Source organism: Pseudomonas sp. KT_2_4 (assembly GCF_041410225.1).
In the GTDB taxonomy this organism is placed as follows: Bacteria; Pseudomonadota; Gammaproteobacteria; order Pseudomonadales; family Pseudomonadaceae; genus Aquipseudomonas; species Aquipseudomonas paracarnis.
This window is the reverse complement of the sequence record NZ_CP166962.1, coordinates 5,624,470-5,640,090: the sequence shown is the minus strand read 5'-3', so window position 1 is coordinate 5,640,090 and position 15,621 is coordinate 5,624,470. Positions and strand designations below refer to the sequence as shown.

At 61.2% G+C, this 15,621-nt stretch carries 13 protein-coding genes and 1 pseudogene; 6 read left to right on the top strand and 8 right to left on the bottom strand.

The annotated features are described in order from the left end of the window. Nucleotides 1-94 precede the first annotated feature (94 nt). Nucleotides 95-1,237, bottom strand: coding sequence for a 4-phosphoerythronate dehydrogenase PdxB (gene pdxB / locus AB9N64_RS26035; protein ID WP_014717503.1), 1,143 nt, complete (start codon nt 1,235-1,237; stop codon nt 95-97). 251 nt (nt 1,238-1,488) lie between these two features. Between pdxB and AB9N64_RS26030 the strand changes: the two genes are divergently transcribed. Further along, nucleotides 1,489-2,883: an MATE family efflux transporter gene (locus AB9N64_RS26030; RefSeq protein WP_014717502.1), complete on the top strand. Its 1,395-nt coding sequence runs from the start codon at nt 1,489-1,491 to the stop codon at nt 2,881-2,883. Here the strand turns inward: AB9N64_RS26030 and tusA are convergent. Together tusA and rlmM are read right to left on the bottom strand one after the other, a co-directional pair. Next, entirely contained in the window at nt 2,880-3,125 is a 246-nt protein-coding gene (gene tusA, locus AB9N64_RS26025) for a sulfurtransferase TusA (RefSeq protein ID WP_014717501.1), read from the bottom strand. The two genes, AB9N64_RS26030 and tusA, sit on opposite strands and share 4 nt — an antisense overlap. 129 nt (nt 3,126-3,254) lie before the next feature. After that, nucleotides 3,255-4,331: a 23S rRNA (cytidine(2498)-2'-O)-methyltransferase RlmM gene (gene rlmM, locus AB9N64_RS26020; RefSeq protein ID WP_130175159.1), complete on the bottom strand. Its 1,077-nt coding sequence runs from the start codon at nt 4,329-4,331 to the stop codon at nt 3,255-3,257. 196 nt (nt 4,332-4,527) lie between these two features. Between rlmM and acnA the strand changes: the two genes are divergently transcribed. Continuing rightward, nucleotides 4,528-7,269, top strand: coding sequence for an aconitate hydratase AcnA (gene acnA / locus AB9N64_RS26015; RefSeq protein ID WP_106111570.1), 2,742 nt, complete (start codon nt 4,528-4,530; stop codon nt 7,267-7,269). Nucleotides 7,270-7,446: 177 nt separating this feature from the next. Here the strand turns inward: acnA and AB9N64_RS26010 are convergent, their stop codons facing one another. Then, entirely contained in the window at nt 7,447-8,385 is a 939-nt protein-coding gene (locus tag AB9N64_RS26010) for an aspartyl/asparaginyl beta-hydroxylase domain-containing protein (protein WP_005786126.1), read from the bottom strand. A 148-nt stretch (nt 8,386-8,533) separates the two neighbouring features. On the opposite strand from AB9N64_RS26010, the pseudogene AB9N64_RS26005 reads away from it, so the two are divergent. Then, a pseudogene (locus AB9N64_RS26005) lies at nt 8,534-8,626 on the top strand (outer membrane lipoprotein carrier protein LolA); the annotation flags it as partial. Here the strand turns inward: AB9N64_RS26005 and cysK are convergent. After that, on the bottom strand, nt 8,625-9,599 hold the full coding sequence (gene cysK / locus AB9N64_RS26000; protein WP_201491273.1) for a cysteine synthase A: 975 nt from the start codon (nt 9,597-9,599) through the stop codon (nt 8,625-8,627). The pseudogene AB9N64_RS26005 and the gene cysK sit on opposite strands and share 2 nt — an antisense overlap. Before the next feature lie 125 nt (nt 9,600-9,724). Between cysK and AB9N64_RS25995 the strand changes: the two genes are divergently transcribed. The 3 genes from AB9N64_RS25995 to AB9N64_RS25985 all read left to right on the top strand — a co-directional run bounded on the left by AB9N64_RS25995 (nt 9,725) and on the right by AB9N64_RS25985 (nt 13,017). Beyond that, nucleotides 9,725-10,801 carry a DUF748 domain-containing protein gene (locus AB9N64_RS25995; protein WP_014717497.1) on the top strand — a complete coding sequence of 359 codons (1,077 nt, stop codon included), beginning with the start codon at nt 9,725-9,727 and terminating at the stop codon, nt 10,799-10,801. Nucleotides 10,802-10,993: 192 nt separating this feature from the next. Then, the gene (locus AB9N64_RS25990; RefSeq protein WP_003189627.1) at nt 10,994-11,839 is read left to right on the top strand and encodes a MoxR family ATPase; all 846 of its coding nucleotides are present in this window, start codon (nt 10,994-10,996) and stop codon (nt 11,837-11,839) included. Next, complete coding sequence (locus tag AB9N64_RS25985; RefSeq protein WP_003189625.1) at nt 11,839-13,017, top strand: VWA domain-containing protein; 1,179 nt, start codon at nt 11,839-11,841, stop codon at nt 13,015-13,017. Before AB9N64_RS25990 ends, AB9N64_RS25985 begins: the two co-directional genes overlap by 1 nt. 109 nt (nt 13,018-13,126) lie before the next feature. Here the strand turns inward: AB9N64_RS25985 and AB9N64_RS25980 are convergent, their stop codons facing one another. From AB9N64_RS25980 to AB9N64_RS25970, 3 genes are read right to left on the bottom strand one after another with little or no spacing between them, the layout of a single operon-like run. Further along, nucleotides 13,127-14,041, bottom strand: coding sequence for a biotin-dependent carboxyltransferase family protein (locus tag AB9N64_RS25980; RefSeq protein ID WP_371359774.1), 915 nt, complete (start codon nt 14,039-14,041; stop codon nt 13,127-13,129). Next, a complete protein-coding gene (locus AB9N64_RS25975; protein WP_032903157.1) occupies nt 14,038-14,742 on the bottom strand; it encodes an allophanate hydrolase subunit 1 in 705 nt (234 codons plus the stop codon). The genes AB9N64_RS25980 and AB9N64_RS25975 overlap by 4 nt, the downstream gene beginning before the upstream one ends. After that, nucleotides 14,739-15,479: a 5-oxoprolinase subunit PxpA gene (locus tag AB9N64_RS25970; protein ID WP_014717493.1), complete on the bottom strand. Its 741-nt coding sequence runs from the start codon at nt 15,477-15,479 to the stop codon at nt 14,739-14,741. The genes AB9N64_RS25975 and AB9N64_RS25970 overlap by 4 nt, the downstream gene beginning before the upstream one ends. Nucleotides 15,480-15,621: the final 142 nt, after the last annotated feature.

The window sequence follows — 15,621 nt, the reverse complement described above, 5'->3', positions numbered from 1 at the left end:
CGCTCTTTCAAACCCGGCCCAGGTGGCCGGGTTTTTTATGCCCGCTGTAGAAGCGAGCTTGCTCGCGAAGGCCTCAAGAGCACCGCGATAACCGTTACAGCTGTTCGGCACCCAGAGCAGTCACGATCTGTGACAGCACCGCCGACTCCCCGTTGATGCGCACCTTCAAGCCATCGATCTCGCGACGCTCCGGATAGTGCTTGCGCAGCAGGTCGAAAGCTTGGCGCTGTTCCTGCACAGTGCCCACCAGGCTGCGACGGAAATCCGCGTCGTCACGGCGTGGGTCGTACACACTGCGGCACAAGGTCGCCAGCGCCCAGGCCGGGTCAGTCTCAGGATGCAGGTGCATCTCGGCCAGCCAGGGGGCCGGCAGCAAATCACTTAAGTGAATACTCGGTTCCTGGCCCAGGTGCGCGCACAGCGCCTGGTAAATCTGCGCGGTGCCGCGCTGCTTGCCATCGAGGCTGTAGCCGGCAATATGCGGCGTGGCCAGCACGCACAGGTCAGCCAGGTCGACGTCCACCTCGGGCTCGCCTTCCCACACGTCCAGCACCGCTTGCAGGTCTTCGCGCGCCAGCAACACCTCGCGCAGCGCGGCGTTATCCACCACCGCACCCCGGCTGGCGTTGATCAGCCAGGTGCCCGGCTTGAGCTGTGCCAGGCGCTGGCGATCAAACAGGTGCCAGGTCGAACCGTTGCCGGACTTGATCAGCGGCGTATGCAAGCTGATCACGTCACATTGCTCGATGACCTGCTGCAGACTGACGTAATCACCGTCTTCGGTAATCTGGCGCGGCGGATCGCACACCAACACATTCCAGCCCAGGCCCTTGAGCACCTTGACCAAGCGCCCGCCGACTTCGCCGGCACCGACGATGCCATAGGTACGCTGTTTGAGGTCAGCGCCTTCGATTTCAGCCAGGGTCTGCAAGCTGCCAAGCACGTAGTCCACCACCCCACGCGCATTGCAGCCGGGCGCGCTGGACCACTGGATACCCGCTTGCTTGAAGTAGTCGAGGTCCAGGTGGTCGGTGCCGATGGTGCAGGTGCCAACAAAGCGCACGTTACTGCCCTCAAGCAGGGCACGGTTGACGTTGGTCACCGAGCGCACCAGTAGCACGTCGGCCTGCCCAACCGTAGCGCGGTCGATGGAACGGCCAGGCACGCGGCGAATCTCGCCAAACCCTTCGAAGAATGCATCGAGCAGCGGGATATTTTCGTCGGCAACAATCAGCATGGCAGGCTCCTTTGGCGGATTGGCAGTGTACAGAAGATCCTGTGTAGGAGCTGGCTTGCCTGCGATTGCATCGACCCGGTTTGCCTGATGTACCGAGGTGCCTGCATCGCAGGCAAGCCAGCTCCCACAGGGTTCAGCGCTGGCCTGGGCGCATTGCTTACAAATCCCTAACACAGGTTTTTTCCTGACCGCTGCGTCAACGCGTAGAATCCGCCGTCCTTGCGACTGCCTTTTTTATTGGACACCTGTACGTGAACACTGCCACCGCTACCCTCTCCCGCCCCGCCCGCATCAGCCGGGAAGTGCGCGGCCTGCTGACGCTGGCCTTGCCGATCATGATTGGCCAACTGGCAACCACCGCAATGAGCTTCGTCGATGCGGTGATGGCCGGGCGCGTGAGCCCACAGGACCTGGCGGCGGTGGGCCTGGGTAATTCGATCTGGATCCCGGTGTACCTGTTGATGACCGGTACTCTGCTGGCCACCACGCCGAAAGTCGCCCAGCGCTACGGTGCGGGCCAGTTCAGCGAGATCGGGCCCTTGGTGCGTCAGTCATTGTGGCTGGCCGTGGTGGTTGGCATCGCAGGGGCGCTGTTGTTGCTGTGCGCCGAGCCGATCCTGCATGCGATGAAGGTCGAACCCGACTTGATCGAGCCGTCCATGGGCTACCTGCATGGCATCGCCGCCGGTATGCCGGCGGTGGCGTTGTACTACGTGTTTCGCTGTTTCAGTGACGGCCTGGGCCGCACACGGCCGAGCATGGTCATGGGCTTGTGCGGGTTGGCGCTGAATATTCCGCTGAACTACATCTTCATCTACGGCCACCTGGGCGTACCGGCCATGGGCGGCGTGGGTTGTGGCTGGGCTACCGCGATTGCAATGTGGGTGATGATGATCGGCCTGGCCATCTGGACGCGCTGGGGCGCGGCCTATCAAAGCAGCGAATTGTTCAAGCGCTTCGACTGGCCGCAGTGGGCGGTGATCAAGCGCGTGTTGGGCATTGGCCTGCCGATAGGCGTGGCGATCTTTGCCGAATCGAGTATTTTTGCGGTGATCGCCTTGTTGATCGGCAGCCTGGGCGCCACGGTGGTCTCCGGCCACCAGATCGCGCTGAACGTCAGCTCCCTGGTGTTCATGATCCCTTATTCCTTGAGCATGGCCGTCACCGTGCGCGTCGGCCAGGCGCTGGGGCGCGGCGAACCTCGGGAAGCACGCTTCGCCGCCGGCGTCGGCATGGGCACCGCACTGGCGTATGCCTGCTTTTCCTGCAGCTTGATGCTGTTGTTTCGCGAGCAGATTGCAGCGATCTATACGCCCGACCCGGTGGTGATCCACCTGGCGTCGATGCTGATCGTGTTCTCGGCGCTGTTCCAGTTCTCTGACTCGATCCAGGTCACCGCCGCCGGCGCATTGCGCGGCTACCAGGACACCCGGGTGACCATGGTGCTGACCTTGTTCGCCTATTGGGGCGTGGGCCTGCCGGTAGGTTACGCCCTGGGCCTGACCAACTGGCTCGGCGAGCCCAGCGGCCCGAGCGGTTTATGGCAAGGGCTGATCGTGGGCTTGAGCTGTGCGGCGGGGATGTTGGTGGTGCGCCTGGCGCGCAGTGCACGCCGACGCATTCGGGCCGAAAAGGCGCAGGCTTAATCGGCTTTCTTGCGGATCCAGTACAGGTAGGTGCCAGCATCTTCCTGCTGATCCACCAGTTCATGGTCGAGAAACACGCAGAACTTGGGGATATCGCGACGGGTCGACGGGTCGGTCGCGATCACCTTGAGCAGGCCGCCCGCCGGCAGGTCGCGGATGTGCTGGTGCAGCATCATCACGGGTTCCGGGCAGTTGAGGCCGGTGGCGTCGAGGGTGCCATCAACCGGCAGTTCAAGACTCATACTTCACTCCTAAAACTGGCACCGCTCAACAATGTGGGAGCGGGCTTGCCCGCGATGACGGGGGCACATTCAACATAAATTTCGACTGTTATACCGCTTTCGCAGGCAAGCCAGCGCCCACATTTAATATCAGCGGCCTTTGGGTTTCTTTACATCTACCAGGCGGCGCAGGTGACAGGTCACTTCTTCGCGATCATGGTAGAGCTGCTTGCAGCCGATCTCCACACGAATGCCACGCGCCTTGAAGCCCTCTTCGATGCGCTCCAGCAAACGCTTCACTTCGGCGTAACGCTGTTTCATCGGCAACTTCAGGTTCACCACCGCCTCGCGGCAATGCCCTTCGCCAATCCACGTTTCCAAGAGTGCCGCGTTGCGAGCGGGCTTCTCAACGATGTCGCAGACCATCCAGTCTACCGGCTGCTTGGGCACGAAGGTGAAGCCGTCGGCCATCAGATGCTGCACCAGGCCGGTGTCCATCAGGCTTTCGGCCATGGGGCCGTTGTCGATGGCAGTCACCAGCATGCCACGGTTGACCAGTTGCCAGGTCCAGCCGCCCGGTGCGGCGCCGAGGTCGACGCCGGTCATGTCGCCGTGCAGGCGCTCGTCCCACTGGTCACGGGGGATAAAGTGGTGCCAGGCTTCCTCCAGCTTCAGGGTCGAACGGCTGGGTGCGTCACGCGGGAACTTGAGGCGCGGGATGCCCATGGGCCACATCGCCGAGTTATTCGACTCGGCCAGGCCCATGAACACTTCACGGCCACTCTTGAAGGTCAGCAGCAGGCGAGGCTTGCTCGGGTCGTCCACCAGCTTGCCGGCGTTAAGCAGAGCTTTGCGCAGGTGCACTTCGAACTTCTTGCAGAAGTTTGAGAGTTCCTTGCCGTCGTTGGTGTCGACCATCTCCAGCCACAGGCTGCCGCACACGGGGAATTCGCGCAGGTGGGCGAGGATCACGCTGATACGGTCGGTTTCCGGCAGGTCGATAAACACCCCGCGCGCCCACTGCCGGGGGAAGATCAGCTCGGCGAAGCGTTGGCCGTGCATCAGGCGCTGGGCGCCGTCTTCTTCGGTGCAGACAAATTCGGCGCAGGCGCTGCCGGTCTTGGCCTTGGCGTAGCCGGACACGTTCAGGCGCGCGGCGTGCTCCGCGATCTCGGAACAGACTTCGCCTTCAAAACCCGGGCGGCAGTGCATAAAAAGGGTGTTCATTGAATCTCCTGGTGAATCAACTGGCCTTGCGCTATCGCAATACCTGTCATGAAAACGCGCGCATGATAGCCGAGTTCGGAACCTTGGACTCAGCGATAGAGTCCAGTTATTAGCCTGCTAATGAAAACAGCGCTAACGTGATAGCTCTGTTCGTCCCGTCAGGTCCGTAGCCGTGCGGACCATAAGGAGTCATGTAATGTCATCCCTTGATAGCCTGAGAACCCTTAAGACACTGCAAATAGACAGTAAAACCTACCACTACTTCAGCCTGCCCGAAGCCGCCAAGAGCCTGGGTGACCTGGACAAGCTGCCGATGTCCCTCAAGGTGCTGCTGGAAAACCTGCTGCGCTGGGAAGACGCCAAGACCGTCACCGGCACCGACCTCAAGGCCATCGCCGCCTGGCTCAAAGAGCGCCAGTCTGACCGCGAGATCCAGTACCGCCCCGCTCGCGTGCTGATGCAGGACTTTACCGGGGTACCCGCGGTGGTCGACCTGGCCGCCATGCGCGCCGCCGTGGCCAAGGCCGGGGGCGACCCGCAGCGCATCAACCCGCTGTCACCGGTGGACCTGGTGATTGACCACTCGGTGATGGTCGACAAGTTCGGCAGCACCAGCGCCTTTGAGCAGAACGTTGACATCGAAATGCAGCGCAACGGCGAACGCTACGCCTTCCTGCGCTGGGGCCAGAGCGCCTTTGACAACTTCAGCGTCGTGCCACCTGGCACCGGTATCTGCCACCAGGTCAACCTCGAATACCTGGGCCGCACCGTATGGACCAAAGAAGAAGACGGCCGCACCTACGCCTTCCCCGACACCCTGGTAGGCACCGACTCCCACACCACCATGATCAACGGCCTCGGCGTACTCGGCTGGGGCGTGGGCGGCATCGAAGCCGAAGCGGCGATGCTCGGCCAGCCGGTGTCGATGCTGATCCCGGAAGTCATCGGCTTCAAGCTCACCGGCAAGCTCAAGGAAGGCATCACCGCCACCGACCTGGTGCTGACCGTGACGCAAATGCTGCGCAAAAAAGGCGTGGTGGGCAAGTTCGTCGAGTTCTACGGCGACGGGCTGGCCGATTTGCCCCTGGCCGACCGCGCGACCATCGCCAACATGGCACCGGAATATGGCGCGACCTGTGGCTTTTTCCCGGTGGATGAGGTGACCCTGGACTACCTGCGCCTGTCCGGCCGCCCGGCTGAGACGGTCAAGCTGGTGGAAGCCTATACCAAGGCCCAGGGCCTGTGGCGCAACGCAGGCCAGGAGCCGGTCTTCACCGACACCCTGGCCCTGGACATGGGCACTGTCGAGGCCAGCCTTGCCGGGCCTAAACGCCCCCAGGACCGCGTCGCCCTGCCGAATGTAGGCCAAGCGTTCAGTGATTTTCTCGACCTGCAATTCAAGCCCACCAGTAAAGAAGAAGGCCGCCTCGAAAGCGAGGGCGGAGGCGGCGTTGCCGTGGGCAATGCCGATCTGGTCGGCGAGGCGGATTATGAATACGAAGGCAACACCTATCGCCTGAAAAACGGCGCGGTGGTGATCGCCGCGATTACCTCCTGCACCAACACCTCCAACCCCAGCGTGATGATGGCGGCCGGGCTGGTGGCGAAAAAAGCCGTGGAAAAAGGCCTGACCCGCAAGCCCTGGGTGAAAAGCTCCCTGGCGCCAGGCTCCAAAGTGGTCACCGACTACTACAAGGCTGCGGGCCTCACCCAGTACCTGGACAAGCTTGGCTTCGACCTGGTGGGCTACGGCTGCACTACCTGTATCGGCAACTCCGGGCCCCTGCCCGAGCCGATCGAAAAAGCCATTCAGAAGGCCGACCTCACCGTGGCCTCAGTGCTGTCCGGTAACCGTAACTTCGAAGGCCGCGTGCACCCACTGGTGAAAACCAACTGGCTGGCTTCGCCGCCCCTGGTCGTCGCCTACGCGTTGGCCGGCACCGTGCGCATCGACATCAGCAGCGAACCGCTGGGCAATGACCAGCAGGGTAATCCGGTGTACCTCAAGGACATCTGGCCCAGCAGCCAGGAAATCGCCGAAGCGGTGGCCCAAGTCAGCACCAGCATGTTCCACAAGGAATATGCCGAAGTGTTTGCCGGCGACGAACAGTGGCAAGCCATTGAAGTGCCGCAGGCAGCCACCTACGTGTGGCAGCAGGATTCCACCTACATCCAGCACCCCCCGTTCTTCGACGACATTGCTGGCCCGCTGCCGGTGATCGAGGACGTCAAGGGCGCCAACGTGCTGGCCCTGCTGGGGGATTCGGTGACCACCGATCACATCTCCCCAGCCGGCAATATCAAGGCCGACAGCCCGGCCGGGCGCTACCTGCGCGAACAGGGCGTGGAGCCGCGTGACTTCAACTCCTACGGCTCACGCCGGGGCAACCATGAAGTGATGATGCGCGGCACCTTCGCCAATATCCGTATTCGCAATGAAATGCTCGGCGGCGAAGAAGGCGGTAACACGCTGTATATCCCCACGGGCGAGAAAATGGCGATCTACGATGCCGCCATGCAGTACCAGGCCTCGGGCACACCGCTGGTGGTGATCGCCGGCCAGGAATACGGTACCGGCTCCAGCCGCGATTGGGCGGCCAAGGGCACTAACCTGCTAGGGGTCAAGGCGGTGATCGCCGAGAGTTTCGAGCGTATCCACCGCTCCAACCTGGTAGGCATGGGCGTGTTGCCGTTGCAGTTCAAGCTGGATCAGAACCGCAAGACACTCAAGCTCACCGGCAAGGAGAAGATCGATATCCTCGGACTGACCGACGCCGAGATCGAGCCGCGGATGAACCTGACGTTGGTGATCACGCGGGAGGATGGCAGCAGCGAGAAGGTTGAGGTGCTGTGCCGGATTGATACCTTGAATGAAGTGGAGTATTTCAAGGCGGGCGGGATTCTGCACTACGTGCTGCGCCAGTTGATCGCCTCTTAAGAGCAACGCAGATCAAAGGTGTGAGCTGGCTTGCCTGCGAAAGCGGTGGGTCAGCCAACCTTTTTATAGCTGATACTCCGCCATCGCAGGCAAGCCAGCTCCCACAGTTTTGATCACATTCCAGGCATGAAAAAGGCGCTGTATCTTTCGATACAGCGCCTTTTTATGGTGTGCGGTTTAGCCGAACAGCCACTTCCAGAGCAATACCAACACCACCACCGCCAGCACCGGCCGCGCAATGCGGTAGGCCTTGGGATGCTTGCGCTTCCACTGTTTGACCTGGCCACTGAACTTGTCGCTGAAGGTCTTGCTCCAGGCGTACGCCTGGTTGATGCCGCCCACGCGCTCGTCATCGAGGTTCTGCGGCGCGGTTGCGCGGCCCAGTTGCTTGCTGACCCAGCGGTTGATGCGGGTCATCACGCGGTTGCTCAATGGCCGCTCAATGTCGCAAAACAGGATCACCCGGGTCTGTTCGGTTTCGTTTTTCACCCAATGCACGTAGGTTTCATCGAACATCACGTCTTCACCGTCGCGCCAGGCGTAGACCTGGCCGTCGACGAAGATACGGCAGTCGTCGGAGTTCGGCGTGGACAGCCCCAGGTGATAACGCAGGGAACCGGCGAACGGGTCGCGGTGCGGGTTGAGGTGGCTGCCACCCGGCAACAGCGCGAACATCGCGCCCTTGACGTTAGGGATGCTGCTCACCAGGGCCACAGTCTTGGGGCACAGTGCCTCGGCCGAAGGCAGCGGTTTGTCGTACCACTTGAGGTAGAAACGCTTCCAGCCCTTCTTGAAGAACGAACCGAAGCCGGCGTCGTTGTTCTTTTCGGCGGCGCGGATGTAGCCCTCGTCGAACAGGTGCATGGCCTCTTCGCGGATCACTTCCCAGTTGTCCTTGAGCACATCCAGTTCCGGGAACTTGCTGCGGTCCAGGTAGGGCTTGGACGGCACCGCGGAAAACAGGTACATCAGGGCGTTATACGGGGCGAACAGCGCCGAATGGTTGACGAACTGACGCAACATCGGCAAACGGGCCTTGCCACGCAGGTGCACATACAGCGTGCTGCCAATGAACAGCAGCAACACCGACAGTTTGGCGGCCAAAGAAAAGGTCATGCAGCAACTCCTGGAAATAAGCGCCTGGCCAGCAAATTTCTGTCAATGGGAAACCAGACGTAACAGCCGGCCATGATAAACACTTGAGCCATTATGCAGAAGGCCCAGGAAACCAGACTGACCTGTATCAACACTTGTAGGAGCAAGCTTGCTCGCGAAGAACGTCAACGATAACGAGGGCTTACTGACACAACGTGGCGCTCTCAGGTTTTTCGCGAGCAAGCTCGCTCCTACAGTATTCAGGCCTGGTTTTCCTGCTCGGTAAACAAATCGCTGAACAACATGCTCGACAGGTAGCGCTCACCGGAGTCCGGCAAGATCACCACAATAGTCTTGCCCTGCATCTCCGGCTTCTCGGCCAGGCGCACGGCCACCGCCATGGCGGCGCCACAGGAGATCCCGCACAGAATGCCCTCTTCCAGCATCAAGCGCCGGGCCATGGCCTTGGACTCCTCGTCGGTCGCCAGCTCCACGCGGTCGACCATCGACAGGTCGAGGTTTTTCGGCACAAAACCGGCGCCGATCCCCTGGATCTTGTGCGGGCTGGGCTTGATCTCTTCACCCGCCAAGGCCTGGGTGATCACCGGCGAAACCATGGGTTCCACAGCCACCGACAGGATCGGCTTGCCCGCGGTGTTCTTGATATAGCGCGATGCCCCGGTGATGGTGCCGCCGGTTCCCACGCCCGCCACCAGCACGTCCACGGCGCCATCGGTGTCGTTCCAGATTTCCGGGCCGGTGGTTTTCTCATGGATCGCAGGGTTTGCCGGGTTGTCGAACTGGGCCGGCATAAAGTAGGTGGCCGGGTCGCTGGCGACGATCTCGGCGGCCTTGTCGATGGCGCCCTTCATGCCCTTGGCCGGCTCGGTCAGCACCAGTTCGGCGCCCAGAGCCTTGAGCACTTTACGGCGTTCAAGGCTCATGGACGACGGCATGGTCAGCAGCAACTTGTAGCCACGGGCAGCGGCGACAAATGCCAGGCCGATACCGGTGTTGCCCGAAGTCGGCTCGACTATGGTCATGCCCGGCTTGAGTTTGCCGCTGCTTTCCGCATCCCAGACCATGCTGGCGCCAATGCGGCACTTCACCGAATAGCCGGGGTTACGCCCTTCGATCTTGGCCAGGATCGTCACGCCCCGCGGTGCGATGCGGTTGATCTGAACCAGAGGCGTGTTGCCGATGGAGTGCGCGTTGTCTGCGAAGATGCGGCTCATGGCGATTCCTGTTGTCGAGACTTTGGAAGGCCCCAAGGGTATGCCTCGTGCTCCCAAGCGTCCAGAAGGAGGAACGTTGCGACGATCAGAACAGTCAATCTCCTACAAGCTAGGAGAACTGCCCAATGAAACGTCGCTACAGTTGGCCGTTAGGGACAATCGCCGCTCTGGTGCTGGTCCTGATTGCCGTGCACATCGCGCTGCCCTACCTGGTACGCAACTACCTGAACGACAAACTCGCCAACATGGGCGACTACCGTGGCGAGATTGCCGATGTGGACCTGGCGCTATGGCGCGGCGCCTATCGGATCAACGGCCTGCAAATCGTCAAGGTGGACGGCAAGGTCCCGGTACCATTCGTCAAGGCGCCGCTGATCGAGTTCGCCGTGAGCTGGCATTCACTCTGGTACGACCACGCCGTCGTGGCCGAGGGGCATTTTGTACGCCCCCAGATCAACTTCGTCGATGGCGGTGCCAACAAGCAGGCGTCCCAGACCGGTAAAGGCACCGACTGGCAGGAACAACTGCGCAAGCTGCTGCCGATTACCCTCAATGAAGTACGCATCGAAGACGGCGAGATCGCCTTCCATAACTTCAGCTCCAAGCCTCAGGTGAATATCAACGCCACCGGGGTCAACGCCAGCTTCTATAACCTGACCAATGTGGTGGATGTCAAAGGCAAGCGTGATGCACGCTTTGAAGGCAAGGCACTGCTGCAAGGCCAGGCGCCCTTGGAAGCCAACGCCACCTTTGACCCGCTGAGCGATTTCGAAGAGTTCGAGTTCCGCTTCCGCGCCCGCGACCTGCAACTCAAACGCATGAACGACTTTGCATCGGCCTATGGCAAGTTCGACTTCAAGGCAGGCACGGGTGATGTGGTGATCGAAGCCCAGGCTGAAAATGGCCGGCTCACCGGCTACATCAAGCCACTGCTGCGTGATGTAGAGGTGTTTGACTGGCAACAAGACGTTGAAAACCAGGACAAGAATATCTTCCGCTCAATCTGGGAAGCCGTGGTGGGCGCCAGCGAAACCGTGCTGAAAAACCAGCGTAAAAACCAGTTCGCCACCCGTGTAGAGCTGAGCGGTAGCGTGCATCAGCAAAATGTCAGTGCGTTTTCTGCGGTGATCGCGATTCTGCGCAATGGGTTCATCCAGGCGTTCAATGCTCGTTACGAACAGCCCAAGCCCAGCGCTGATTAACCCTGTGGGAGCCGATCAGCCAACTCATCTGTCACTGATACACCGCCATCGCAGGCAAGCCAGCTCCCACACTTCCTGCATGGGCCAGGGCTGATGTGACCCGCCATTCAGAGACTGAATGCCCCGTCTGCGTTCACAGTCGCCGGGGCTGCGCGGTATAGTCGGGCCATTGATGAATCCGAGGAATGACCGATGAAGTTCGAAGGCACCCAGGCCTATGTGGCTACCGATGACCTGAAACTGGCCGTCAACGCCGCCATCACCCTGGAGCGGCCGCTGCTGGTCAAGGGCGAACCGGGCACCGGCAAGACCATGCTTGCCGAGCAACTGGCCGAATCCTTCGGTGCCAGGTTGATCACCTGGCACATCAAGTCCACCACCAAGGCGCACCAGGGCCTGTACGAGTACGACGCGGTCAGCCGCCTACGCGACTCCCAATTGGGCGTGGACAAGGTGCACGACGTGCGCAACTACCTGAAGAAAGGCAAGCTGTGGGAAGCCTTCGAGTCCGAAGAGCGGGTGATCCTGCTGATCGATGAAATCGACAAGGCCGACATCGAGTTCCCCAACGACCTGCTGCAAGAACTCGACAAGATGGAGTTCTACGTCTACGAAATCGACGAGACCATCAAGGCCAAGAAGCGCCCGATCATCATCATCACCTCCAACAACGAAAAAGAGCTGCCGGACGCGTTCCTGCGCCGTTGCTTCTTCCACTACATCGCCTTCCCCGACCGCACCACCCTGCAAAAAATCGTGGATGTGCACTACCCGGACATCAAGAAAGACCTGGTCAGCGAAGCGCTGGACGTGTTCTTCGATGTGCGCAAGGTGCCGGGCCTGAAGAAAAAACCTTCCACCTCCGAGCTGGTCGACTGGCTCAAGCTGCTGATGGCCGACAATATTGGCGAAGCGGTGCTGCGCGAGCGCGACCCGACCAAGGCCATCCCTCCCCTGGCCGGCGCCTTGGTGAAGAACGAGCAAGACGTGCAGTTGCTGGAGCGTCTGGCGTTCATGAGCCGTCGCGGTAATCGCTGATGCTGCTTAACCTGTTCAATGAGATGCGTGCCGCCAAGGTGCCGGTGTCGGTGCGCGAGCTGCTCGACCTGATCAACGCGCTCAAACAGCGCGTGACCTTCGCCGACATGGACGAGTTTTATTATTTGGCCCGGGCGATCCTGGTCAAGGACGAGCGGCATTTCGACAAGTTCGACCGGGCCTTCGGCGCCTATTTCAACGGCCTGGAAAAGCTCGACGACCACCTGCAGGCGCTGATCCCCGAAGAATGGCTACGCAAGGAATTCGAACGTTCCTTGAGCGATGAGGAACGTGCGCAGATCCAGTCCCTCGGTGGCCTGGACAAACTGATCGAAGAGTTCAAGAAGCGCCTGGAAGAACAGAAAGAACGCCATGCCGGCGGCAACAAATGGATCGGCACCGGCGGCACCAGCCCCTTTGGTTCTGGCGGCTACAACCCAGAAGGCATTCGCGTCGGTGACGCGGGCAAGCGCCAGGGCAAGGCGGTGAAAGTCTGGGACCAGCGCGAGTACAAGAACCTCGACGACCAGGTAGAACTGGGCACGCGCAACATCAAGATCGCCCTGCGCCGCCTGCGCAAGTTTGCGCGCCAGGGTGCGGCCGAAGAGCTGGATATCGATGGCACCATCGACCACACCGCTCGCGATGCCGGCTTGCTGAATATTCAGATGCGCCCCGAACGGCGTAACACCATCAAGCTGTTGCTGCTGTTCGACATCGGCGGTTCGATGGATGCCCACGTGAAGATCTGCGAAGAGCTGTTCTCCGCGTGCAAGACCGAGTTCAAGCACCTGGAGTACTTCTATTTCCATAACTTTGTGTACGAGTCGGTGTGGAAGAACAACCAGCGTCGCACCTCGGAGCGCACGTCCACCCAGGATCTGCTGCACAAATACGGCGCCGACTACAAAGTGATCTTTATCGGCGATGCGGCCATGGCGCCCTATGAAATCACTCAGGCCGGCGGCAGCGTCGAGCATTGGAACGAGGAGCCGGGGTATGTGTGGATGCAGCGCTTCATGGCCAAGTACAAGAAGCTGATCTGGATTAACCCCTACCCGAAAGATACTTGGGGCTATACAGCGTCGACGGGGATTGTTCGCGAGTTGGTGGAGGATCAGATGTACCCGCTGACGCTGCGCGGGTTGGAAGAAGGTATGCGCTTTCTCTCGAAATAGGCGGTGTTTTGACCGGCCTCATCGCAGGCAAGCCAGCTCCCACATGTTGACTGCATTTCAACGTTGGAATGCAGTCAACATGTGGGAGCTGGCTTGCCTGCGATGCTTTTTAGCGATCGGCAAACTGCTGCAAAAACTTGATGTGCTGCCGATGCGCAGCCTCCTGCACCACCGGTGCCAACCGCACCTTCTCCCCCGGCAGACACTGCGCCAGCCGCGCCAAGGATAAAGGTGTCAACGCGCCCAACCGCGGGTAACCGCCGATCGTCTGCCGGTCATTGAGCAACACAATCGGTTGCCCATCCGGCGGCACCTGAATCGCGCCCAATGGAATCCCTTCGGAAATCAACGACGGCCCCTGATACTGCAACGGCGTGCCGAGCAAGCGCATGCCCATGCGGTCTGCACGGCTGTCCAGAGCCCATTCGGTGTTGAAAGCATCGAACAGGCTCTGCCCGCTGAACTGGCCTATCTGCGCGCCGATGATCACGTCCAGTGATGCAGCGGATTGCACATCCGGGTTGGCCAGCACCTTCATTGCACCGCCCGTACCGGAATAGGCCAACCGCCCGCCTTCGGCCAGTGCCTTGCCGCAACCGTCCACCCCGCCCAACGCTTCGCGCACGACCGTGGCACAACTGCCCAGTACAGCCTGCGCATCAAAGCCACCGGGCGCGGCCAGATAAGCGCGTGCCCCATTGAACGGCTGGGTGAAGCGCAGTCGCTGGCCCTTTTGCAGGATAAAACTGCGACCGGGGCTTATCGCTCGCTCATCGACATAGGCGCCCAGGTCCGCACCGGCCAAGGCCAGCAGGCAATAATCCTCGGCCTGCACGGTAAAGCCCCCCAGGGTGATCTCCACCACCGGCGCATCCAGGGCATTGTCCAACAGCCAGTTGGCCCAGGACATCGACACCCAATCCAGCGCACCGCCCTGAGTCACGCCCAGGTGGCGTACGCCAAAACGACCGGCGTCCTGCAACAGGCACAGCGGCGTGCTGGCCTCGATGATCAAGCGGCTCATGCCTGCGCCTCCAGCGGCGTGTCGTCGCCACCCAAGTGGATGAATTCGGCGTGGCTGACCGAGGCGAAGCGCACCGTGTCGCCGGGTTGCATCAGGCTGTAGCCGTCGCGCTCACGGTCGAACAGTTTGGCCGGGGTGCGGCCGATCAGGTTCCAGCCGCCCGGGGACACCACCGGGTACGCGGCGGTTTGCCGTTCGGCGATGCCGACGCTGCCGGCAGCCACGCGTTTGCGCGGCGTGTTGAGGCGCGGCGTGGCAAGTAGCTCGTCCACCAGCCCCATAAAGGCAAACCCTGGGGCAAAACCGAGGGCGAACACTTGGTACTCGTGGGCGCTGTGACGGCGGATCACCTCCTCCACGGCCAGCCCGCTGCGCTGGGACAGCAAGTTCAGTTCCGGGCCGACACTCAGGTCGTACCACACGGGCAGCACATGGCACTGGCCACTGCCCTGCGCCTGGGGTTGCAGATCGGTGAGGGCCTGGTCGATCAGCGCCCGGGCCTGGGCCGGGGTCAGCGCCGTGAGATCGTAATGCACCATCAAAGTGGTGTAGGACGGCACCAGGTCCACCAAGGCCGGGCCAAAACCATAGCGCAGGCGCTCGGTAGCCGCGAGCATCCACGGCATGTTGGCTTCGGCGATCACGTCAAACAGACGCACCATCAGGCAGTCGATCGCCACCACTTCGATGCGTGGGTTCATGCTGTTTTCAACGCTTCGCGGATACGCTGCACGGCAGCGACCGAACTGGCGTTGTCGCCATGCACACACAGGGTATTGGCTTGTAGCACCAATGGGCTGCCGTCGCTGGCAATCAGCGATTCGCCACGGAAAAGGGTCAGGGCCTGCTGCACGATGGTGTCGGCGTCGTGATGCACCGCGCCGGGCAGTTGGCGAGACACCAGATGGCCGTTACTGTCATAGGCACGGTCAGCGAAGGCTTCGAACCACAGGGTCACCCCGTATTCGTCGCCCAAGGCTTGGGCCGCGCGGTTGTCGCGGGTGGCCAGCAGCATCAGCGGCAGGTCGCCGTAAGCGGCCACGGCCTGGATCACCGCCCGCAACTGCGCGGGGTTGGCCATCATGTCGTTGTACATCGCGCCGTGGGGTTTCACATAGCTGACGCGCCCGCCCTGGGCGCGGCAGATGCCGTCCAGCGCACCGATCTGGTAGTGCAACAGGTCCTGGATTTCCTGCGGCGTGTAGTTCATGGAGCGCCGGCCGAAGCCTTGCAGGTCCTGGTAGGCCGGATGAGCGCCCACTTGCACGCCGTGCTTGAACGCCAGGCTGACGGTCTTGCGCATGATGCTCGGGTCGCCGGCATGGAAACCGCAAGCCACGTTGGCGCAATCAATGAACGGCATGACTTCGGCGTCCAGACCCATGGTCCAGTTGCCAAAGCTTTCGCCGATGTCGCAGTTCAGTAGCAGGCGGCTCACGGGGTCGCTCCTGTAGGCTTTGTTTTCTTGTAGTGTGGGATTTTTTACGCAGAACTCGCAACTTGTCCTGACACCCCAACGACGCTTATCGTGGAATAGCTCGATTTTTGGCGCTTGCCCGGTGCGACGTCCAACTAATAAA

What these genes read in the sequence shown, in the direction of transcription:
- acnA (WP_106111570.1), top strand. Translation starts at nt 4,528, where the DNA reads ATGTCATCCCTTGATAGCCTGAGAACCCTTAAGACACTGCAAATAGAC.
- AB9N64_RS25985 (WP_003189625.1), top strand. Translation starts at nt 11,839, where the DNA reads ATGCTGCTTAACCTGTTCAATGAGATGCGTGCCGCCAAGGTGCCGGTG.
- AB9N64_RS25980 (WP_371359774.1), bottom strand. Translation starts at nt 14,041, where the DNA reads ATGAGCCGCTTGATCATCGAGGCCAGCACGCCGCTGTGCCTGTTGCAG.
- rlmM (WP_130175159.1), bottom strand. Translation starts at nt 4,331, where the DNA reads ATGAACACCCTTTTTATGCACTGCCGCCCGGGTTTTGAAGGCGAAGTC.
- cysK (WP_201491273.1), bottom strand. Translation starts at nt 9,599, where the DNA reads ATGAGCCGCATCTTCGCAGACAACGCGCACTCCATCGGCAACACGCCT.
- pdxB (WP_014717503.1), bottom strand. Translation starts at nt 1,237, where the DNA reads ATGCTGATTGTTGCCGACGAAAATATCCCGCTGCTCGATGCATTCTTC.
- AB9N64_RS25995 (WP_014717497.1), top strand. Translation starts at nt 9,725, where the DNA reads ATGAAACGTCGCTACAGTTGGCCGTTAGGGACAATCGCCGCTCTGGTG.
- AB9N64_RS25975 (WP_032903157.1), bottom strand. Translation starts at nt 14,742, where the DNA reads ATGAACCCACGCATCGAAGTGGTGGCGATCGACTGCCTGATGGTGCGT.
- tusA (WP_014717501.1), bottom strand. Translation starts at nt 3,125, where the DNA reads ATGAGTCTTGAACTGCCGGTTGATGGCACCCTCGACGCCACCGGCCTC.
- AB9N64_RS26010 (WP_005786126.1), bottom strand. Translation starts at nt 8,385, where the DNA reads ATGACCTTTTCTTTGGCCGCCAAACTGTCGGTGTTGCTGCTGTTCATT.
- AB9N64_RS25990 (WP_003189627.1), top strand. Translation starts at nt 10,994, where the DNA reads ATGAAGTTCGAAGGCACCCAGGCCTATGTGGCTACCGATGACCTGAAA.